Origin of the sequence: Frankia sp. Mgl5 (assembly GCF_023242985.1) — a bacterium.
GTDB classification, from domain to species: Bacteria; Actinomycetota; Actinomycetes; order Frankiales; family Frankiaceae; genus Parafrankia; species Parafrankia soli.
This window is the reverse complement of the sequence record NZ_JALKFY010000007.1, coordinates 90,261-109,444: the sequence shown is the minus strand read 5'-3', so window position 1 is coordinate 109,444 and position 19,184 is coordinate 90,261. Positions and strand designations below refer to the sequence as shown.

Here is a 19,184-nt window from a genome sequence, read left to right as displayed (position 1 = left end):
CAGGCAACAGCCGGCCAGACAAGTCGCCGGTGCGCTGAATCACGGCGCGCACCGAATCAAGCTGACGTCCCGGCCTGCCGGACCCTGCAACTGGGCCGCCACCGCCGTACAACCCGCCTGCAACCGGCGTCCGGAGGCTTCTGGTGGACGGCGAGATCACGTCGCCGGCTCGCCGCACTGCCCGGATATCCGACGGTCACCAGCAGTGGGCGGCACCCGTTCACCAGACCACAGGAGGCTTCTCAATGCCCGACCTCAGACGGCTCGCGTCGCTGCTCGCGGCGACGGCCGTTGTCGTTGTCGGCTTCGCCCCCGCCAGCACGGCGGGCGGCCCGAGTGAGTTCAACGACTGCACGACCGTGGCACCGTGCTTGCTCCTCACCTTTGACACTGGTGGTGACGACCTGAGGGGCGGCGGAAGCGACCTCAACATCTCGATCGACACTCGGGCCCACAGCCTTCGCTCCATCAGCAATGTCAACCTCAGCTCGAACTGGTCGAACAACAGTCGTCACACAGTCGGCGTCGATCTGGTGAAACACTTCGGCGCCGGTATTCTGGCCGAGGACATCACCACCGTCAGCCTGGGCGTGGCGACGCGGGCGGGCAACCCGTTCCAGAGCCCCGACAACTGGAATCTCGACTCGGTGACAGTCCAGTACCAAATACCTAACGGCGCGCCGCGGACCCTCCGCCAGGCATATCCGGCCGCACCTTTCCGCTTCACCGGAGCCAACAGCTCACGGGACGTCCGGATCGACGGCCTACTGGACAGCGGCTTCGAGTGGCAGGGCTCTCGTATCGGAGCACCCTGGACCACCGAAGGTCCCGATGCAAAGGGCGTGGACGTCAATCTTGGGCTGGCCAGGAACCCCGGGTTCGACAATCACAACAACGCCTGGATTCGCACGTCCAGCCAAAACTGGAACGCGGTCCTCCAGACCATCCCAGTGACTCCGAACCAGAACTACGTCCTGCGGGGATGGATCCGCACCTCCGGTCACGGCGTGGGCGCCGACGTGAACACCGCTTTTTTCGGAGTGCGGATGTCGGGCCTGTGGCCGCCGGCCGAGCAGCACTTCGGGCCTAGCCCGGCCGGCCAGTACCAGGAGATCATCCAACCCTTCAACCCAGAGAACCGCACGTCGGTCACGGTCTTCTGCGGATTCTGGGGGCTGGGACGGGACGGCTGGATCCAGATCGACCAGCTTTCGGTACTGCCCGTTTGAATCGTGACCGGCACGGCACGTGTCCGGGAATCAGGTCGTACGTCACGGCCACGCGCCACTCCCGGGACATCGGAGGTAATCAATGGAGAGCAGCACCGACCCGGCGCCGTTGATCGTGTTGGCAGTCGTCGCAGCCGTGGTCGTGATCGCTGTCGTCGTCGCGCTGAACCGCGCGGTGGAACGGCGTTACTCCCGCACGGTGGCCGAATGGGCGGCCGCGCGCGGTTGGCGGTTCCGTGAAGGCGGCGGCGGGGCGTGGGCCAGCCGACTTCCCAAGGGGGTACGCAGCGGCGTACGACTCGAAGTGGAGGGCACCGTCACCGGCGTCGCCCACACGTATCCGGTGACTGTCGCCCACTACTGGTGGCAGACCCAACACCAGCAAGCCGTCCAACACGCCCGTCAGGTCATGGTCGGCAAGCAGTACCAGACGAAGTGGGAGACACGTTGGGAAACCAAGACCGTCACCCACGACCTCACCGTCCACGTGGTCCGACTGCCTCGACCCGTCCCCCAGATCGCCGTGGAACCCAGAGGCCTGGGATCACGGGCCGCCCGTTCGGTCGGCTTGTCCAGCGGTCGCGAGACCGGCGACGACCAGTTCGACCGCAGGTTCAAGGTCGAGACGGCGGCCGGTCCCGCCGGGAGTTTCCAGCTCCCAGCCGCCCTCCTGCGGGCACACTGCGACGACGCGGTCCCGCTGTGGAGCGCACACGGACACGAACTGCTCAGCACCCAAGACCACAAGCTGCGCCCCGCGACCATCGACGACTTCACCAGCCGGCTGGTGCGGGTCGCGGACTCTCTCGCAGCCGGCCGCTGAAGCGGCGAAACGGTAGGTCAGACGGCAGATACCTTAGCAGCGGCCTTCATCTGCTTCGTGCCACGATGTAGCCCTCCGACCTGCACCTATCCGGTCGACAGACCGGTTGACCTGCGGTTCTCGCTTCCAGTAGTTGCCACTGGTGTGGGCCGTTTTCCGCCCTCCTGCGGACTGTTTGCAGATTGCAGGTCACGCTGATTCGCGGAGGACCCTGCGCACAATCTCTTCGACCTGCTCCACGCTCACGACAGGAGCCTCGGGGCTCTGCACCGCCCGGGCGAGGATGCGCCGGACCAGAGCCGAGGTCGGCAGGTGCTCGGCGGCTGCACGGGCCTTGAGAGCCTCCGCCAACGACGCGGGAACCCGCACGGACACGACGGCCTGCTCGGCTTCCACGGCCTCCGCTTCGGCAGCCTCGGCCTCCTCGGCCGCGTACTCGGCTCGGATCGCGTCACGCCGGGCACGCCTGGACGAATCAGTCACCGCCGCTCTCCCCTTCCAGGTAGTCCCGAAGATCGCTTCCGCGGGTCTTCCACGCGGTGATCCCAGCCTCGTCGATCGGATCAACGATCACGGTCAGCACGAACCCGGCACTGCGCGAGTACCCGATCAGGCGAGCCGCACCCATCCTGCTCCTCGGGTCCGGGTCGTGAACGATCCTCCGCGGATCCTTCACCGCTTCCAAGGTCCACTCAGGTTCGATGTCGGTCGCGCCGGGATAACGATCAGACCGATGTCGGATGTACTCCGCGTCCCCCTGGTCCCACCAAAGGCCGTCCACCACAACTTACAGTGTCACACATCTACTCACACGGGCGAACGAGCACCAGACAACGACTACAGCGAGTCAACACAGCGCCCGACGCAGACGCGCGACCCTGGCATCCAGTGGACGTCGTGCGGGCAGGATGAGGAGTTCGCTCACAAACCTGCAGGTCAGGCCATTACAGCCTTCGCCGCAGCCTTCATCTGCTTCTTGTACTCACGGACCTTGTCCCGGCTCTGCTGGTCGACGATGTCGGCCACCGAGAGGTAGCTCCCGACCTCACCGAACGGAGCGGTGGCCTCCTGCCAGCCCGGCGCCTCGACGCCAAGCTGCTTGCCGAGCAGCGCCACGAAGATCTTCGCTTTCTGGATCCCAAAACCGGGCAGCGCAGCGACCCGCTTCAGCAGATCCTTGCCATCCGCGGCAGCCGTCCACACCCGCGCGGCGTCGCCGTCGTAGCTGTCGATGACGATCCGGCAGAGCTTCTGGGTCCGCTGCGCCATCGCCGCCGGGAAACGGTGCAACGCCGGCTGGATGGAGAAGACCGCCGCCAGCTCGTCCGGATCCATCCCCGCGAGGTCCGCCGCGTCCAACGAACGACCAAGCCGCCGCGTCAGTTCAAACGGCGCAGCGAACGCCCGCTCCAACGGGATCTGCTGGTCCAGCACCATCCCGATCAGCAGCGCCAACGGGTCGTTCGTCAGCAGCTCGTCCGCTTCGTCGATCTGGCTCAGATGCAGTCCCACGACATCACCGTAACCGTGTCGGGGTCCGGACGGTCGATGGGCGCACGGGACACCATGGTCGACCCCGCGCCAGCGCCGATGTCCTGATTCGCTTGGTCAGGGTACGGACGGCCCTGGGGAAACGGCCATCTCCTCGAGCACGATGTCCAGCGGCGTGGCCTCGACACCCAGCGCCGCACGGGTGACCGCGGTGTCGAGCAGCATCGGCCGATCGAACAGGTAGAACATCTCCACGATCTCCGCCACCACCGAGTCAGCCCGTCCCAACCGCTCCAGCTCCGCCACGGTCAGCGGTGACAACGCGGGCCTCGGCACGCCCGCCGCCACGGCCAGGCAGCCGGACCGACAGCTCCGAGGTCGACGGCACATGCCAGGCCCGGCGCCAGGACCACTCATGCAGGGCCGCGGCCACCAGCACCCGCGCCACATCACCCACATAGCTCCAGGAATGCGGGACATCGAGATCCACCGGATAGGCGACCGGCGTACCGGCCAACACTTCCGGCGCCACGAACAGCGAGACCGCGTCGAAACCCAGGAAGTCGCTGGCGCGTACCTCGGTCACCCGAACCCGTCCCGCCTCGTACGCCGCCCGCGCATCCTCCCACATCCGCACCCGCACCCGGCCCTTCACCGAGCTGGGCGCCATCGGACGATCCTCGGTCACCGGACCACCGACGAGCCCATAGCCATACATGTTGCCAAGCAGGACGTAGTCGGCGCCCACCCGCTCCGCGGCGGCCAGCACCGCGGCCGCCGCGGCGGGAACTCCGCCGGCCACCGGTCGTACGACGGCATCGCACCACCCCGATCAGCAGCGCCAACGCATCGTTCGTCAGCAGTTCCTCCGCCTCGGCGAGCTGACTCACGTGCGTGCTCGTCCTGCTGTCACTCAGCGATGGCCCGAAACACGGCTATGCGATCACCATGGACGTGCCGGAGCAGAACGGGATTCGGCTCGGCCGGCGCATGAAACGCTTCTCGAGTCCCTCCAGGCCTTCCCACATCCGCGTCCCTCGGCCGAGGACGGTCGGAACGACGGCGACATGCAGGTGGTCTATCAGGTCCGCGGCCAGAAACTTGCGGATCATGGTCGGCCCACCCTGCACACCGACAGGTCGCCGCGGATCTCCGGGATCGAGATCGCCTTCGAGGACGGCGAGGTAATCTTCGGCTCGATGTCGAGGGGTGGACGCCCACGCCCGGGTGCCGTACAGCACGAACGGCGGCAGTATCTCTCGATGCCCGGGTAGTAGAGGATGCCGTGCCGATCGAGAACAGTAGATCGTCGATGGGGCCGTTGATCCCGCGCGGTGTAGTGCGATTCCGGGCCGCCGGCGGTCACAGACAGCAGCGCCTTCCTGCGGGCCAACGCGAGCGGGCCTCGGTGGCCGTCTACGAGCGGACGGGTGACGACCCCGGCGCGGTGGAGAGCACCGACCTCAGGCCGCAAGCATGCGGGAGAGCAGGGCGCGGGCACGATCAAGCTGATCGGTCTGTCGATCCAGGCGAGCGAGTTCGCCACGAAGTCTTGCGACCAGCTCCGCACATGGAACGACCCTCGGCGTCGCATCCAGGGTGCAGGGCAGCACTTCTCGGATCGTCGCCACCGACAGTCCCGCCGCCAGCAGCACGCGGATTCTCGCCACCGTCTCCACCGCCGAGTCCGGGAACTGACGGTAGCCGTTCGCGCCCCGCTCGGCGACGAGCAGGCCGTGCCGCTCGTAGTGCCGCAGCGACCGCACGCTCGCATCCGTAGCTCCTGCCAGCTCACCGATCAGCACCTGGCACCACCTCCGGTCCGCGCGCTTGACCCTTACACCAGTGTCAGACTTTACGCTTCCCGCATGGATTTCGGGATCTTCACTGCGGTCACGGACGACCAGCTCAGGCCGGCGTTGCTCGCAAATGCGATCGAGGAACGGGGATTCGAGTCGCTGTTCGTCCCCGAACACACCCACATTCCGGTACACCGGGAGACCCAGCATTCCGATGAGGACGGTATTCCACGCGAGTACTACCGCAATCTCGATCCGTTCGTCAGTCTGACGGCCGCGGCGACCGTGACGACCCGGCTGCGGCTGGGTACCGCGATCGCGCTGGTGGTACAGCGTGACCCGATCACGTTGGCGAAGGAGACCGCCAGCGTCGACCTCATCAGTGACGGTCGCTTCGAGTTGGGAGCCGGCGCTGGCTGGCTGCGCGAGGAGATACGCAATCACGGCACCGATCCGACGACCCGGGTGGCACTTCTGCGAGAGCGGCTCGGCGCGGTCAAGGTGCTGTGGACCCAGGAGCGAGCGGAGTTTCATGGGCGGTTCGTCGATTTCAATCCGGTGTTCCAGTGGCCGAAGCCGGTGCAGCGACCACATCCACCGGTGTGGATCGGCGGCTGGGGCCCCACCACATTCGACCGGATGGTGGCCGACGGTGACGGCTGGCTTGCCCCGGCTGTCCCGATCGATGAGCTGGCCGTGGGCGTCAAACGCCTGGCAGAGGTCGCGGCGGAAGCGGGGAAAGCCACCCCACCGGTCATCGCGACCCTGCAGTATCCCGACGAGGCCGCAATCGAAAGCGCGGTCGCCCTCGGAGTGCATCGGATTCTGTTCAGCCTGCTCACCGTCACTGACGCGACCACGACCCTGCACGACCTCGACCGCCTGGCCGCCTTGGTTCAGCGCGTAGCTCCCGGAAAACGCCGGTAATGGTCGGCGATCTGGCCGCTGGCGGTCCGCCAGGCATCGCTGGCCACGCTGTACGCCCTGGCCACAGCGGGTCGACGAACGCCCCACGCTGGTCGTCGACCTGCGCGCGTCCAAGACGGCACCTGCTGAGCCAGCAGACCCTGACTGGATCACGCTAACGGCGCCGCCGCGAGGTCAGATCCGTTCGCGACGTTCCGCGCGGTCATCAACAGGCTCGCGCACCCGGAGACCGCCGGCGGCGACCCGGCCGATGGGCTGACCGTGGTTGCCCGTCGCTGCACCAGGCGGGACTACGGCTGATACGGGGTTCGCGGTCCGGCGCGTTATCAGTCCGCGGATGCCGGCTCGGCGGGCCGAGCCGTGAAGAAGCGGATGATGTCTTCCGCTGCGATTGGAGACAGCATCATCGCCTGGACTCGCGCGGACATCTCGGCGATCGGACGGGTCCTGGTGAACATTTCGTGTTCGTACGCCCGGATCGCCGAGTGCGGGCCGGCGGGGTTGGCGACCAGTTCGCGGGCGAGTTCCGCGGCGTCAAGCATGGCCTGGTTGGCGCCCTCGCCGACCGGCGGCATGAGGTGCGCGGCGTCGCCGATCAGGGTGACGCCCGGCTGGCTGGCCCAGCGTGTACCGATCGGCATGGCCTCGATCCGGCGCGGCGTCGCCGCGCTGTCGCCGGCTTCGATGAGTGCGGTAAGGCTTGGATCCCAGCCGTCGAACATGTCCAGCAAAGCACGCCTACTACCGATGTGGCGGTCCTCCGCGCGCAAGGACGCCGCGACTCGCAGACTGCCGTCGCCGCTGCGTTGCGCCGCCAGGATCTGGCTTACGCCGACGCACCACAGGTTCCCGGGACCGACCAGCTCGGCGAGGTCCGGGTGGCGCCGGTCGACGTCGCTGATGGTCAGCTCCGCCAAGGTGGCGACGTAGGTCAGTTTCGCGTCGGTCAGCAGCGACCGAACTATTGACCGTGCGCCGTCCGCGCCGATGAGGATCTCGCAGTCTGTTCGGCGGCCGCCCTGAAATTCCAGCCAGAAGCCCCCGTCAGGTCCCGGTGTCGCCGCGACGAGATGGTGCCCCCATGCGACCGCGTCGTTGGGGAGTGAATCGAGCAGAAGTTCACGCAGTGCGCTCCGGTCGATCTCGGGTCGTCCGGCGAACGAGCCGGGCTGCGGCTTGTGGTGCAGGAGGGTCCGGCCGGCCGGGTCGAGGATGCGAAGTTCCTCGCCTCGGGTCGCGCTTCAGATCGGAATTGGCCGGTGAGGCCCGCTTCCGCCAGGGCGTGTTGCCCGGACTCCGGGTGCAGGTCGAGCGAGCCGCCCTGTGATCGGGCCGATCGGCTGGCCTCGCGCTCGTACACCACCGCATCGATGCCGTGTCGGTGCAGGATCCGGGCCAGGGTCAGCCCGCCGAGACCGCCACCAGCGATCGCTATGCGTGTCATCAAGGTCCTTAACGTACGATGTATCGTGTGAGTACACCGTACCTTAACGAGGTGGAACCCGTGTGGGAGCGGCCCGAACCGCGAGCGCGGGCGGCGCCGGTGCCGTTGAACCGCGAGAAGATCGCCGCTATGGCGATCCGGGTGGCTGATGAGTACGGCCTCGATGGACTGTCGATTCGCAAGATCGCCAAAGAGCTCGGCGTCGGTCCGATGCGGCTCTACGATTACGTGGTCAACAGATCCGAGCTGCTCGATCTGATGGTCGACGCTGTCTATGCCCGGATCGCCGAGGCCGGCCGGCAGTCCGATTGGCGTGCCACGGTCCTGGCCATCGCCCACATGACCCGGGTCGCCGCCCTTGAACATGAGTGGTTTTCCGACCTACTCGGTGGTAGGCCACACTTGGGTCCGAACGCGCTCGCCGTGGGTGAATCGACCGCGGCGGCGCTCAGCCAGGCCCCGGGCGTGCGCGATGTCGCCGACCTGCAGCGGGCCGCGGGAACCCTTAGCGCCTTCATCATCGGCGCGCTGCGCAGAGAGGTCACCGAGCGGCGCACCGCCCGTTCCACCGGCACCGACGAGGCCGCCTGGCAGGCCAGCCTCGGCCCCTACCTGACCCGTCAGCTGGAAACCGGCAAGTACCCCACCATCGCCCGGCTCGTCATCGACGGCGCCCACCTCGACGCCGAGGAGAATTTCGATCGCAACCTGACCACCATCCTGGACGGCATCACCAGCCGTCCCTCCAGGTGACCTCTGCTCGCAAGCCGTGGCTGGCTGAGCACCGGAACACCTGGTGCCGCTCCCGCCTGCTGGGCGTGGCAGAACAGCTCGTGGAGGAGAGCCTGCGGATGGAATCCGTCGTGACGTTCCAGCCGACGGTCACGGACCGAACAGCGCCAGCGGGACTACGACGACATCATCACGTCGACGGTAGGCGTGCTCCCCCGCGTAGATGACGAGGGCGTCGATCAGATCTGTCCCGATTCGGTCGCGTAGCCAGGTCAGGTGCCTGACGTCGGAATCCTCAACCCGGTCGGCCAACTTGACCTCGACCGCCAGCACGCGGCCGTCCGAGCGCTCGACTATCAGATCGACCTCATGGTCGTTGTTCTGGGTACGCAGGTGACCTACCCGGGCCTCGGCGGCCTCAGCGTAGGTATGGATGCTGAGCGCGGCGAGATGCTCGAACAGGGCCCCGAGTGTCGTCCCCGCCGACAGGACGGTATTGCCCTGCTCGGCCCGCAGCAGCGCGGAGCCGTCGAGTCCGAGCAGCCGCGCGGCCAGCGCGGGGTCCGCCAGGTGGTGCTTGGCGGACCGGCCGAGCCGGTCGAGATGGTTCCGGCTGGGAATCCACGGCGGGACCGCGTCGAGCAACCACAGTGACGACAGAGCGTCACGATAGGCAAGAGTGGTCTCCTTGGCTGGCTTGTTACCCAGGCCGGGAGTCGCCGCATCCAGAATTTTCGAGTAGGCCGTCGTCGTCGACGTGGCGGCAGCGTAGGCCGCGAGCCAGGCGCGCAGCACCGTCGGGCGCCGGATCGGGTAACCCTGCTCGGGAAACTCACGTTGAACGACATTGTCCAGGTACGCATCGAGTTCGGCTCGACGCACCCGCGGCGGCAGGCTGCGGATAGCGGGAAAGCCCGATGCCGTGATCTCCTCGACGTAGTCCGTCAACCGCACGGCGGTCGCACCCCCGACGTCGCCGTTTCCTTCGAGGAGCGCAGCGAGGCTCACAGTCGGCTCGTCGACGTCCCGCTCGGCCATGCTCAGCGGGCGCATCCGCAGCGGCACGATACGCCCTGCGCCCGAGTGGACCACTGCCCCTCGGGGTGCGGAGCTGCCCGCGATGATGAAGTGACCGGCCGGCGAGCCGGCGTCGACCGCGCGCCGCACGTGGTCCCACACCTCGGGAAGGCGCTGCCACTCGTCGACCAGGACCGGCCCCGGCAGCCGGGTCAGGACGGTCGGATCGGCGGCCACGATCTCACGCTGGCCGGGAAGGCTGAGATCGATGATCGACTCTGCGCGCCGCATCGCGGTCGCGGTCTTGCCCACCGCCTTCGGCCCGTGGATCGACAGAGCGCGAAGATGCGGCTGAAGTGCGTCCAGTGTGTCGTCGAGGACACGACGCCGATAGTCGACCACATCTCTACTCTACCAACGGCAGATACTCTAGTCTTCCGATAGCAGGCTTGCAGGTCTGCCGATCCGACCTCGCAGGCAGCCCCGCGGCGGAGGGCAGCGGGGGTACAAACGCGGTGCCGCGGACCAAAACCTGGCGCTACGTGTCAGATGGGTGCGGACCGTCCCGTCCCACTCCATCTTTCCGAGACTGGCTGGTCGAGGACCATGCCGATCAGCAGCGCCAACGGGTCGTTTGTCGGCAGCTCGTCCGCCTCGACGATCTGGCTCAGGTGAAGTCCCACGACATCACCGTAGCCGGCTCGCCTTCAGCCGCGAAGCAGCAGGCCACGCGGCAGAACAGGGCCCCACGGGGCAGATAGCCTCGCCACCAGCTGCCCGAAGTCAACCGGCAACGCGGGCCGATGCCGGCTCGGGTCTGTCTCGACAGTGCTCGGAGCACCCCCAGCCACGGCTCGCCGAGAAGCTCCACTTCCTTCACTCCGGCGTTTTGTCCATCGCTGACGGTCAGCCGCGCACGTGCAGCCCGAAACCCGTGCGGCCCGCGGGCTCCAGTCCCTCCTTCAGGCGCAGCGAGGGGATCTCGTAGTCACCGAAGTTCTGGCGCCGGAACGCGATCGGCTCGGTCGATTCGAGGGTGAGCAGGCGCTGCTCCCATGCCTTGGCGACGTCCGGGTAGTCCTCGCCGGTCATCCGGTCGGTGCCATGCAGCACGAACGGCGGCAGCACCTCGATGCCCGGATAGTAGAGGATGCCGTGATGGATCGGGAACAACAGGTCGTCGATGGGGCCGTTGATTCCACGGGCGGCGTAATGCGACTGGGGCCCGCCGGCTGTCACCGACAGCAGAGCCTTTCTGCCCGCGAGGGTTCCTTCGCCGAAGCGCTCGCCGTATTTGGTGTCGCTGTGCTCGCCGACGCCGTAGGCGAAATGGAAGGTGAACACCCGGTCCACCCAGCCTTTGAGGATCGCGGGCATCGTGTACCACCACAACGGGAACTGGAGGATGATCGTGTCGGCCCACAGGAGTTTCTCCTGCTCGGCGAGGATATCCGGGGTGAGCGTCCCGGCGTCGTAAGCCCGGCCCGAGTCCGGGGCGACGTTCAGCGGACGTGAGGCGGCGGGGCCGAAGTCCGCGGCGTCCACGACCGCCTTCCAGTTCATCGCGTACAGATCGCTGACCCGTACCTCGTGCCCGGCGGTTTCCAGGGTGGACACCGCGAGGTCCTTCAGCGAGCCGTTGAGCGACGTCGGCTCCGGGTGGGCGTAGACGATCAGTGTGTTCACGGGGACTCCTTCGGATCGGGTGCCTCCGATCCTGGGCACAGCAGCGTCCGGCGTTCAGGGGTGCCTTTTCCGTCGGACGGGACTTCCTGGTATTGGCAGGGCCACCTTCACCGGCATGGCCGGAGCGATACTGGAGTCATGGACGATCTTGCGGGCTTCCTGCGGACCCGGCGGTCCCGGGTCGACCCGGCGGCCGTCGGCATCCCCACCGACAGGCACCGCCGGGTCGAAGGGCTGCGCCGCGAAGAAGTCGCCCACCTGTCCGGCGTCAGCGTCGACTACTACGTACGCCTGGAGCAGGGCCGCGCGACCCAGCCCTCCGAGCAGGTCCTCGACGCGCTCGCTCGCGTCCTCGGCCTTGACGAGACCGAACGCGAGCACCTCTGCCGGCTCGCCCAGCAGCGTCGCCGCCCCTCGAAGCCGCCGGGCGGGCGGGTCCGACCGGAGCTGGTGCGCGTCTGCGACCTGGTCGTCGACGCACCCGCGCTGATAGTGGACCACCGTCTGGACGTGCTCGCCGGGAACCGCCTCGCCGGGCTCCTCTACGGCCGCCCGCTGCCGGGCCTCAATACCGCCCGGCACATCTTTCTGGAGGAGACCGAGCGCGGCCTCTACGCGGACTGGGAGACCTGCACCCTCGACGTGGTCGGCCACCTGCGCCTGGCCGCCGGCAAATACCCCGAGGACCCCCGCCTGGCCTCGCTTATCGGCGAGTTGGCGATGGCCAGCGAACGCTTCCGCCGCCTCTGGGCCCGCGCCGATGTACGCGCCCGCGCACATGGACGCAAGGCGTACCGACACCCGCTGGTCGGACTTCTGGAACTACACCAGGAGAACTTCGCACTACCCGACGAATCAGGCATGGAGCTGCTAGTGCTGTCCGCGGCCCCCGACAGCCCCGCCGAGGACGGGCTGCGCCTGCTCGCGGGCCTGGGCGCGGATAGCGGTGACACGCAGCCCACAGTGAACGCTCAGGTCCGCGAGTAACAACGACGCGCGGGACGATAAGGGCACGGGGCCTACGCTACGCAGTTAGACAGGCGCAAACCGGCCCGTCCCACTCGCTCTTCCCGAAATCCGCTGGTCCAAGACCATACCGATCAGTAGTGCCAACGGGTCGTTGGTCAGCAGCTCGTCCGCCTCAGCGACCTGGCTCAGGTGTAGTCCCACTGCACCACGGTAGCGGGGCCTCGCGACATCGGGGTCGCGCCGGGGCCCAGGACCAGGCTGATCTCCGACGGTCTGGTCGCCAGAACAACAGCGGCCTACAACGACCCGAACGCCGCGTACCGTCTCACGAGCACGCCGGCCTGAGTCCCAGGGCACTTCATGGTCGCGAGCGACGCCATGCCGCGACTACCGAGCTGGTCCATTGTGGTGCCGGACCAGAACGCCGGCGCGGGCGGCGGTGAGTACGACCGCTACCGACTGGTCGGCGGCGGCCTCACCGACTGGCTCGTCGGTGACGAGGAGACGGAAGTAGATCGGTGCGGCCAAGGCGCGGAAGAGCTCGAGCGCGTCGGTGCCCTCGGGTAGCTCGCCCCGCTCGACGGCTCGGGTTACCACGGGTTCGGCACGCTGGTACCGATCCTGGAAGACGCGCCGCCGCGCCTCGGCGACCTCCTGCAGGCGTCCGGCATCGGAGTACATGGCGGTCAGCAGGGCAGTGCCCACCGGCCCTGTCATGCTATCGACGAGCGCCCTGGCCAGCACGAGCAGGTCGGTCTCGACGGAGCCGGTGTCCGGAGCGGGGATGTCGCGAGCGAAGTGCTCGGCGAGTGCGTCGACGACCAGGCTCTCGCGGTCCTTCCACCGCCGGTAGACGGTCGTCTTGTGCACGCCCGCCCGCCGGGCGACGCCGTCGACCGTCAGCGCGGCGTATCCCTTCTCCGCCAGCTCCGCAAGTGTCGCCGCGTGTACCGCACGCTGGACCTTCGGTCCGCGCCCGACCGTGCCTCGTTCGACAGGCGACTGCCCCATTGCAACTCCCAGTTGCTTTGGCGGGCTCGAAGTGACAACCTGACGCTATCGCAACAAAAAGTCGCGATAGAGCGTGATCGTCAAGTTGTTGCACTTTCGATCATCTGGAGACCAGACATGGGCCGTAACCTCGGCGCCTCCGCTCCCGCGTCCAGCCGCGCCGACGCTTGGACATCCGACTCCATCCCCGACCAGTCCGGGCGAATCGTCATCGTGACAGGCGCCAACAGCGGCATCGGTTTTGTAACGGCCCGCGAGCTCGCCCGTCGTGGCGCCCAGGTCACCCTGGCCTGCCGCAACCGGGAGCGCGGGGATGCCGCACTCCAACGGCTGCGGGACGAGGTGCCCGACGCGACGGTCGAGCTGCGGCAGCTCGACCTCGGCGCGCTGGCGTCCATCAGTGACTTCGCTCAGGGCTGGGACCGCGACCGCCTCGACCTGCTGGTGAACAACGCGGGTGTCGCGATGGTGCCATTCGCCCGGACAGTCGATGGTTTCGAGTCGCAGTTCGGGATCAACCACCTCGACACCTTCGCCCTCACCTGCCAGTTGATGCCCTATCTCCTCGCCGCTCCCGATCCGCGAGTAGTCACCGTCAGCAGCGAGGGCCAGCGTTTCGCCCGGTTCGACCTCCGCAATCTCAACGCCGAGCGGAACTATCGCACCGCCTTCGCCTACGTACAGTCCAAGCGAGCCAATCTGTACTTCGCTACGGAACTGCAACGCCGGGCCGAGGCCGTGGGGTCGAAACTGCGCAGCATGGCGGTCGCGCCAGGACTGACCCGTACCAATGTGCTCACCGGCGGAGCCAACAGCGACCGAGGACGGACCTACCTCGCCACGATCCGGGCGCTTCAGCGGCTGGCGTTCCGACCAACTCCGGAAGGCGCTAAGACATCGCTGTTCGCCGCGACCGTTCCTGACCTTCCCGGCGGTAGCTACGTCGTACCCGACGGGTTTCTGCAACTGCGCGGCGAGCCGACTGTGTACCACCGAGACCGCGTGTCTCGGGACGAGGCCAGCGCGGGCCGGCTGTGGATACTCTCAGAAAATCTTACCGGCATCCGCTTTCAGTTCGATTTCGGCGGCGTTCATGGAGGCGTTCCGTTCACCCGGCCGGCAGTCGGTAACCCGGCGAACGGCGCGGCCGACAGCTGACAGCCGAGCCGGTAAGGCATGGACAGGCCGCGCTGATGATCAGAAAAGGGTCGTAGGCGGGGCATCGCCGTCTGCCGAGGGTTGGCCCCGGAGTTCGTCGAGCGTAAGCGGCCGAACCTTCGGGCTGGTGGCAAGAAGGGCGAACAGCCGGGCGGTGACAAGGGCGTCCAAGCGGCGCGGGATGTCCTCGCCAGCGGCGTTGGTGGTCCGGCAAGGTCTTCCAACGGCGTCGCCCCGCTCCACCTTTACGACAGGTGCTGGTCCAGCACCATGCCTATGAGTAGCGCCAAAGGGTCACTCGTCAGCAGCTCGTCCGCTTCGTCGATCTGGCTCAGATGCAGTCCCACGCCCTCACCGTAGCGAGGCCGGCCGGGCGGGTCAGCCGCGCCTGCTCGTATCGCGTCGAACAGGCCACGTCGATGGTGAGCGTCCGGTCGAAATCGGCTGGGTCGGGACTCAGGGCGACCCACACGATCAGGGGCCACCCCGGGCTGGCGCCCGGCCGCGCGGGGTGGGACGAGCGAGAGCTGGGTCATGGCTCCCGTCGCCGGCCGATCGTGGCCTCCTAGACAGAGGGGATTGCGTCGACCAGGTTGAACACCGTGCTCGTGTCCCGGCCGCCGAACAACAACGAGATCACAATCGCGGCCATCGCCTCCAGATGATGAGCGTGGCGAAGGTCGCCGACTGACACGGGTTCGCCTCCGACGTGGTCGATGAGCTGACGAGCAACCGCCGCCGCGGCGGGGTGGTCCGTGCAGTACGGCACGGACAGACGACGACCGTCGAAGAGCAGCGGGGCCATCTCCCACACTCGTGCGTGGCACAAGTTGAACGCTTTTACCACCTGCCCGCCGGTCGCATCCTGGATCTCCCTCGCCATGGCTCGGCCCGGGTCGGTGACCAGGGTGAAGTGATCAACCTCGACCGGGTTGTTGCAGTCGATGACCGGCTTGCCATACAGGCCGTCGCCGATCGCCGCCAACGTTGCGGGCATGCCCTGATAGAGGACCGCGATCAACGCCACGTCGGCGAACTCGGCCGTCTCCCGAAATCCGCCGGCGCGGCCGCCCCACTTCTCCGCCAGCGCGCGCGCCTTCTCCGTCGTTCGGCCCGCGACCATGAGCTCGTGACCGGCGGCGGCCCACCGGGTTCCGAGCGCGTCGGCCATCACACCGGCACCGAGAATTCCGATTCGCATAGCGGCGATGCTAGGCAGCCGTGGGGAACTATCCGGTGCCCCACGTCAGGTGGACGAGTCGCCGGCGAGTTCCTCCGCGTGCTCCTCGGCCCACCGGGCGAGCACGGAGACTGGTGCCAGGAGGCTCCGGCCCAAGTCGGTCAGCCGATACTCGACGCCCTTGGGCACCGTAGCCAGGTTTCGCCGCTCGACGATGCCTCGCCGCTCAAGCTTTCGGAGAGTCTGGGTCAGCATCTTCTTGCTGATCCCACCAATCCGATCACGAAGGTCGCTGTAGCGTCGCGGGCCGTCTCCGAGGGCATACACCACCACGACAGACCAGGTGCCGGCGATGACCTCCAGGGTCGAGCGGGCCGGGCAGTCGGCTACGAAGACGTCGTAGTCAGCCATCGAACACTCGCCACGGCGCCGTGGCCGTCAGGCCGAGCACACGACGCGGCTGCCGCGCCGGCCACCCTCGCGGGGATCACTCCATGGTTCCGACATCCGCTGGTCCAGCACCATCCCGATCAGCAGAGCCAACGGGTCGTTCGTCAGCAACTCGTCGGCCTCAGCGATCTGGCTCAGGTGCAGTCCCACACCATCACAGTAGCCGGCGTCGCCGGGAGGCTCGGGTGACGGCCAGCCGAGATGTCCGGCGGCGGTCCCGCGGGGCCGCCGGCGGCACGTCGGCGTGCGACCGCGATCCGAGGCTTTACAACTGTTGTTCCGGAATCAGGCCGTTTTCAACAGCCGGTCCAGGTGGAAGTCGAACCAACGGTCTATCGCGGCATCGGGTCGGCAGGCGCCTGAGCGAGCCGAGCTGCCAGGCCGATCAGACACGTGCGCGGGCGGGCCACGCCGGGTGCATGATGACGTCGCACCTGCTGCAGACTTGAATGCATGAGCCCCGCGAGCCGTGGTCGCAAGAACGGGAAGAAGCCCTCCGCGAAGGAGCCAGCGCCGGCGAGGCGCACCTCGCGGCCCGCGCTGTCCGCTGTGCCGGACATTGGTGATCAGTCTCCGCGGCCTCCTGACGACAGCGAGCTGGACCCGCGCGCACTCACCGCCGACATGCTTGAGATCGGCGGGGTACTCCGCGAGAACGACGACCCGCTGATGGCGGAGGTGGCCGGTGCGACGTTCGCCGTGCTTGACGACCTCACCGACGGCTCCATCGGGGTGGCGTTCCTTCAGGAGATCGTGCCGCGGCTGGAGGCAGCGGCGACCGAGGGCGCCCTTGCGGTGCTGCTGGCAGTAGGTTCCGTCGCGTCGGGGCCGGTCGGTGTCGCCGCAGATACCGCCGCCGGCCGGCTCGCCGCGGCCGGGGTCTCCCGGCCGCGGTGGGCGGACGAGTTGACTGCGCCACTGGTGGCCGGCGACTTCCAGCGCCGGTATGACGACGAAGGTGACACCGTCCTTCTGAGCTGCACCGTCGAACGGGCTGGCCGGCCGCACGCGTTCTTGGTAATTGTCGACCCATCGGCCTGTGGTGAGGCCGCAGACCTCCTCGTCCTCCCAGCCGAGGACCTTCCCAAGGTTCTGGAGGAGATCACCGCCGCGGCTCGCAGGGACAAGGTCGGACTACGAACCGAGACGCTGGACGCCGAGGAGTTTCGCTGGCAGGTCGAGAACGCCCTGAGCGCGCGTGCGGTGCACGACGACGAGCTCTCGTTCGAGGACGACGAGGAAGCCGCCCCCTTTCTCCGGTTCGGCGAGGAGGTCGAGATCCCCTTCCATGAGGAGGAGGACGGCGAGGATGGGCCGCCGTACGAGGCCCTGGTGCTCGTGCTGCGGTCGCGCCTCGCGACGCTCCCGACCCCCCGAAAGCCCCCCGCTCCGCATGCGGATGACGACGAGGACGAGGGGATCGACGCGCTCGGTGACTTGGCCGACCTCGTCAGGATGCTGGACGAGCGGGGGGTGAACCCGGCCGAGCTTGCCGCAGGCATGCTGGCGAACCTGACTGGGCGGCCCGGTCTGCCGCCGACGCTCCCGAAGAAGCCGAAGCGGGCCAAGGGGCAGCGCGCCCCGGTCTACCAGGTCAAGGTAGGGCTGCGCGACGCGAAGCCACCGATCTGGCGACGGTTGGAGGTGCCAGCCGACACCAGCCTGGCGCGCCTGCACACGATCCTTCAGACAGCGTTCGGCTGGGACGACAGCCATCTGCACGTCTTCGAAACGCCCTACGGCAGGTTCGGCAGGCCGGACGCGGGCCTTGGCCAACGCGCCGAGGCGGCGGTGTCGCTGGAGCAGGTGCTTCCCGACGTCAAAGCAAAGATCAGCTATACCTACGATTTCGGCGACGACTGGGAGCACCAGATCGTCCTCGAGAAGATCCTCGATCCCGACCCGTCCGTCCGGTATCCGCGCTGCACCGGCGGGCGTCGCGCGGCCCCGCCGGACGACTGCGGCGGTATCTGGGGCTACGAGGCGCTCCTGGAGACCCTGGGCAACCCCAGTCATCCCGAGCACGAAGAGCGGCTGGAATGGCTGGGCCTCGACAACCCCGCCGACCTCGACCCCGCCAGGTTCGACGCCGAGGAAGTGACAGCCGCGCTGTCCCGGCTCCTCCGCTGATGGTGGCGCGACGTCGATCCGACAGCCGCCGAGCGGAGCCTGACGAATGACGAACGCCGACGGCCTTGCCGCTCCCAACTACTACGCCATACGATGCATCGCATGGCGAGGTTCGGACGGGACGAGGGCCTGGCCCGCTTCGGCGAGCCGGGAGTACTCGTCCTGCTGTCACTGAGCGACGGCGCCAAACACGGTTACGCGATCACCGCCGATGTGCTGGAACAGACCGGGGTCCGGCTCGGCCCCGGCACCCTCTACGGCTCGCTGACCAAACTGGTGGAACGCGGCCTGATCGCCGCGCTGCCCAGCGATGATCGTCGCCGACCCTATGAGATCACGGCGGCGGGAAGAGCGGCGTTGGCCACGCAGTTGGCGACCTGGTCCCGGGTCGTCCAGACCGGGCAGTCACGGCTGGCCCAGGCATGAGGCGTCTCCTTCTCGCCCTGTGCCCCAGGCAGTGGCGGGCACGCTACGGCGACGAGTTCGCCGCGCTCCTCCACGACACTCCACTGACCCTGGCCGCCGTCATCGACGTCCTGCGCCTCGCCCTGGGGCTCCGTCTCCGGGCCAGGCTGTGGCTCACCCAGATCGCCGGAGCGGTACTCGCCACGGCCGCCATGGAAGCCGCTGCCGTACGGGCGGAACTGACCGACAACATCCTGTGGGCTCCGACCACCCCGTTGCGGGCGCTGGCCCTGGTCGCAGTCCTGACACCGACCGCGTTGGTGGTCGGCTCCGCGGCCATGCGCCGTGCCCGGCTCCGCGGAGACGAGCCGGTGTGACGGGACTGGCCGTAGCCGCTGTGGTCGCAGCGGTCCTGATCACGGTGGGCCTGATCACGGCACGGCGACCCGCGCCACCGCCAGCCGCTGGCTGGGCCGCACGACTACGGCGCGCGGCGGTCTACCTTCTCCTTCTGGCGGCCGGCGCCGTTCTTGTCGCACGGGCCGGATACATCCTCGCCACCGAGCACCCCGGCGATCCGGAGACCTATCAACACGCCTGGGGCGGCCCGCACTACATCGGTTTCGTCATCGTGCACGTCGGCCCCGCCGTCCTCGTCCTGTTCCTGACCGGCCTGGCGCTGCGCCGCAGGCTGAGGGGACGCCGGCGAGCGGTCAGCCAGCAGCACGGGTGA

The 19,184-nt window shown here is 67.9% G+C and carries 25 protein-coding genes and 3 pseudogenes; 10 read left to right on the top strand and 18 right to left on the bottom strand.

From position 1 onward, the window contains the following. Positions 1-143: 143 nt before the first annotated feature. Positions 144-1,229 (top strand): hypothetical protein, encoded by a 1,086-nt coding sequence (locus tag MXD62_RS05575; RefSeq protein ID WP_248828353.1) that lies wholly within the window; start codon positions 144-146, stop codon positions 1,227-1,229. Between the two features lie 82 nt (positions 1,230-1,311). Beyond that, entirely contained in the window at positions 1,312-2,052 is a 741-nt protein-coding gene (locus MXD62_RS05570) for a hypothetical protein (RefSeq protein ID WP_248828352.1), read from the top strand. 189 nt (positions 2,053-2,241) lie between these two features. On the opposite strand, the gene MXD62_RS39095 is transcribed toward MXD62_RS05570, so the two are convergent. The 8 genes and pseudogenes from MXD62_RS39095 to MXD62_RS05530 form a co-directional block, all read right to left on the bottom strand. After that, a complete protein-coding gene (locus tag MXD62_RS39095) occupies positions 2,242-2,535 on the bottom strand; it encodes a ribbon-helix-helix protein, CopG family (RefSeq protein ID WP_112106437.1) in 294 nt (97 codons plus the stop codon). Further along, positions 2,528-2,680 (bottom strand): hypothetical protein, encoded by a 153-nt coding sequence (locus MXD62_RS05560; protein WP_241831083.1) that lies wholly within the window; start codon positions 2,678-2,680, stop codon positions 2,528-2,530. Before MXD62_RS05560 ends, MXD62_RS39095 begins: the two co-directional genes overlap by 8 nt. Before the next feature lie 308 nt (positions 2,681-2,988). Then, on the bottom strand, positions 2,989-3,564 hold the full coding sequence (locus tag MXD62_RS05555) for an HhH-GPD-type base excision DNA repair protein (RefSeq protein ID WP_248828351.1): 576 nt from the start codon (positions 3,562-3,564) through the stop codon (positions 2,989-2,991). 96 nt (positions 3,565-3,660) lie between these two features. After that, on the bottom strand, positions 3,661-3,831 hold the full coding sequence (locus MXD62_RS05550) for a hypothetical protein (RefSeq protein WP_248828350.1): 171 nt from the start codon (positions 3,829-3,831) through the stop codon (positions 3,661-3,663). After that, positions 3,818-4,345 (bottom strand): hypothetical protein, encoded by a 528-nt coding sequence (locus MXD62_RS05545; protein WP_248828349.1) that lies wholly within the window; start codon positions 4,343-4,345, stop codon positions 3,818-3,820. The genes MXD62_RS05550 and MXD62_RS05545 overlap by 14 nt, the downstream gene beginning before the upstream one ends. 133 nt (positions 4,346-4,478) lie before the next feature. Next, positions 4,479-4,679: pseudogene (locus tag MXD62_RS05540) on the bottom strand (dihydrofolate reductase family protein); the annotation flags it as partial. Positions 4,680-4,772: 93 nt separating this feature from the next. Continuing rightward, positions 4,773-4,936, bottom strand: a pseudogene (locus MXD62_RS40070) (NAD(P)H-dependent oxidoreductase); the annotation flags it as partial. A gap of 70 nt (positions 4,937-5,006) precedes the next feature. After that, the gene (locus MXD62_RS05530; RefSeq protein WP_248828348.1) at positions 5,007-5,348 is read right to left on the bottom strand and encodes a MerR family transcriptional regulator; all 342 of its coding nucleotides are present in this window, start codon (positions 5,346-5,348) and stop codon (positions 5,007-5,009) included. Positions 5,349-5,411: 63 nt separating this feature from the next. On the opposite strand from MXD62_RS05530, the gene MXD62_RS05525 reads away from it, so the two are divergent. Continuing rightward, positions 5,412-6,269, top strand: coding sequence for an LLM class F420-dependent oxidoreductase (locus MXD62_RS05525; RefSeq protein WP_248828347.1), 858 nt, complete (start codon positions 5,412-5,414; stop codon positions 6,267-6,269). A gap of 326 nt (positions 6,270-6,595) precedes the next feature. Here the strand turns inward: MXD62_RS05525 and MXD62_RS05520 are convergent, their stop codons facing one another. Further along, positions 6,596-7,222 carry an FAD-dependent oxidoreductase gene (locus MXD62_RS05520; protein ID WP_368862317.1) on the bottom strand — a complete coding sequence of 209 codons (627 nt, stop codon included), beginning with the start codon at positions 7,220-7,222 and terminating at the stop codon, positions 6,596-6,598. Between the two features lie 8 nt (positions 7,223-7,230). After that, complete coding sequence (locus MXD62_RS05515) at positions 7,231-7,713, bottom strand: FAD-dependent monooxygenase (protein WP_248828346.1); 483 nt, start codon at positions 7,711-7,713, stop codon at positions 7,231-7,233. A 129-nt stretch (positions 7,714-7,842) separates the two neighbouring features. Here MXD62_RS05515 and MXD62_RS05510 point away from each other — a divergent pair, with 129 nt between their 5' ends. After that, complete coding sequence (locus tag MXD62_RS05510; RefSeq protein WP_248828345.1) at positions 7,843-8,466, top strand: TetR/AcrR family transcriptional regulator; 624 nt, start codon at positions 7,843-7,845, stop codon at positions 8,464-8,466. Between the two features lie 129 nt (positions 8,467-8,595). Here the strand turns inward: MXD62_RS05510 and MXD62_RS05505 are convergent, their stop codons facing one another. The 3 genes from MXD62_RS05505 to MXD62_RS05495 form a co-directional block, all read right to left on the bottom strand. Continuing rightward, positions 8,596-9,864 (bottom strand): ATP-binding protein, encoded by a 1,269-nt coding sequence (locus tag MXD62_RS05505; protein WP_248828344.1) that lies wholly within the window; start codon positions 9,862-9,864, stop codon positions 8,596-8,598. Positions 9,865-10,007: 143 nt separating this feature from the next. Next, complete coding sequence (locus MXD62_RS05500; RefSeq protein ID WP_248828343.1) at positions 10,008-10,145, bottom strand: hypothetical protein; 138 nt, start codon at positions 10,143-10,145, stop codon at positions 10,008-10,010. Positions 10,146-10,368: 223 nt separating this feature from the next. Further along, positions 10,369-11,148: an NAD(P)H-dependent oxidoreductase gene (locus tag MXD62_RS05495; RefSeq protein ID WP_248828342.1), complete on the bottom strand. Its 780-nt coding sequence runs from the start codon at positions 11,146-11,148 to the stop codon at positions 10,369-10,371. A 138-nt stretch (positions 11,149-11,286) separates the two neighbouring features. On the opposite strand from MXD62_RS05495, the gene MXD62_RS05490 reads away from it, so the two are divergent. Continuing rightward, a complete protein-coding gene (locus MXD62_RS05490; protein WP_248828341.1) occupies positions 11,287-12,135 on the top strand; it encodes a helix-turn-helix transcriptional regulator in 849 nt (282 codons plus the stop codon). A gap of 369 nt (positions 12,136-12,504) precedes the next feature. On the opposite strand, the gene MXD62_RS05485 is transcribed toward MXD62_RS05490, so the two are convergent. Continuing rightward, a complete protein-coding gene (locus tag MXD62_RS05485) occupies positions 12,505-13,128 on the bottom strand; it encodes a TetR/AcrR family transcriptional regulator (RefSeq protein ID WP_248828340.1) in 624 nt (207 codons plus the stop codon). A 12-nt stretch (positions 13,129-13,140) separates the two neighbouring features. On the opposite strand from MXD62_RS05485, the gene MXD62_RS05480 reads away from it, so the two are divergent. After that, positions 13,141-14,286 (top strand): oxidoreductase, encoded by a 1,146-nt coding sequence (locus MXD62_RS05480; protein ID WP_248828339.1) that lies wholly within the window; start codon positions 13,141-13,143, stop codon positions 14,284-14,286. 251 nt (positions 14,287-14,537) lie between these two features. On the opposite strand, the pseudogene MXD62_RS39640 reads toward MXD62_RS05480, so the two are convergent. The 4 genes and pseudogenes from MXD62_RS39640 to MXD62_RS05460 form a co-directional block, all read right to left on the bottom strand. Then, positions 14,538-14,633 (bottom strand): annotated as a pseudogene (locus MXD62_RS39640) (Fe-S cluster assembly protein HesB); the annotation flags it as partial. A 218-nt stretch (positions 14,634-14,851) separates the two neighbouring features. Further along, positions 14,852-15,496 (bottom strand): NAD(P)-binding domain-containing protein, encoded by a 645-nt coding sequence (locus MXD62_RS05470; protein ID WP_308301197.1) that lies wholly within the window; start codon positions 15,494-15,496, stop codon positions 14,852-14,854. A 36-nt stretch (positions 15,497-15,532) separates the two neighbouring features. Beyond that, complete coding sequence (locus tag MXD62_RS05465) at positions 15,533-15,877, bottom strand: helix-turn-helix domain-containing protein (protein ID WP_248828337.1); 345 nt, start codon at positions 15,875-15,877, stop codon at positions 15,533-15,535. Positions 15,878-15,904: 27 nt separating this feature from the next. Beyond that, positions 15,905-16,066 carry a hypothetical protein gene (locus tag MXD62_RS05460; RefSeq protein ID WP_248828336.1) on the bottom strand — a complete coding sequence of 54 codons (162 nt, stop codon included), beginning with the start codon at positions 16,064-16,066 and terminating at the stop codon, positions 15,905-15,907. 303 nt (positions 16,067-16,369) lie between these two features. On the opposite strand from MXD62_RS05460, the gene MXD62_RS05455 reads away from it, so the two are divergent. From MXD62_RS05455 to MXD62_RS05440, 4 genes are all read left to right on the top strand, one after another. Further along, positions 16,370-18,046, top strand: a complete 1,677-nt coding sequence (locus MXD62_RS05455; protein WP_248828335.1) for a plasmid pRiA4b ORF-3 family protein — start codon at positions 16,370-16,372, stop codon at positions 18,044-18,046. A gap of 102 nt (positions 18,047-18,148) precedes the next feature. Then, positions 18,149-18,472 carry a PadR family transcriptional regulator gene (locus MXD62_RS05450; RefSeq protein WP_248828334.1) on the top strand — a complete coding sequence of 108 codons (324 nt, stop codon included), beginning with the start codon at positions 18,149-18,151 and terminating at the stop codon, positions 18,470-18,472. Further along, positions 18,469-18,828 (top strand): hypothetical protein, encoded by a 360-nt coding sequence (locus tag MXD62_RS05445; RefSeq protein WP_248828333.1) that lies wholly within the window; start codon positions 18,469-18,471, stop codon positions 18,826-18,828. Before MXD62_RS05450 ends, MXD62_RS05445 begins: the two co-directional genes overlap by 4 nt. Positions 18,829-18,848: 20 nt before the next feature. Then, positions 18,849-19,184 (top strand): hypothetical protein, encoded by a 336-nt coding sequence (locus MXD62_RS05440; RefSeq protein ID WP_248828332.1) that lies wholly within the window; start codon positions 18,849-18,851, stop codon positions 19,182-19,184.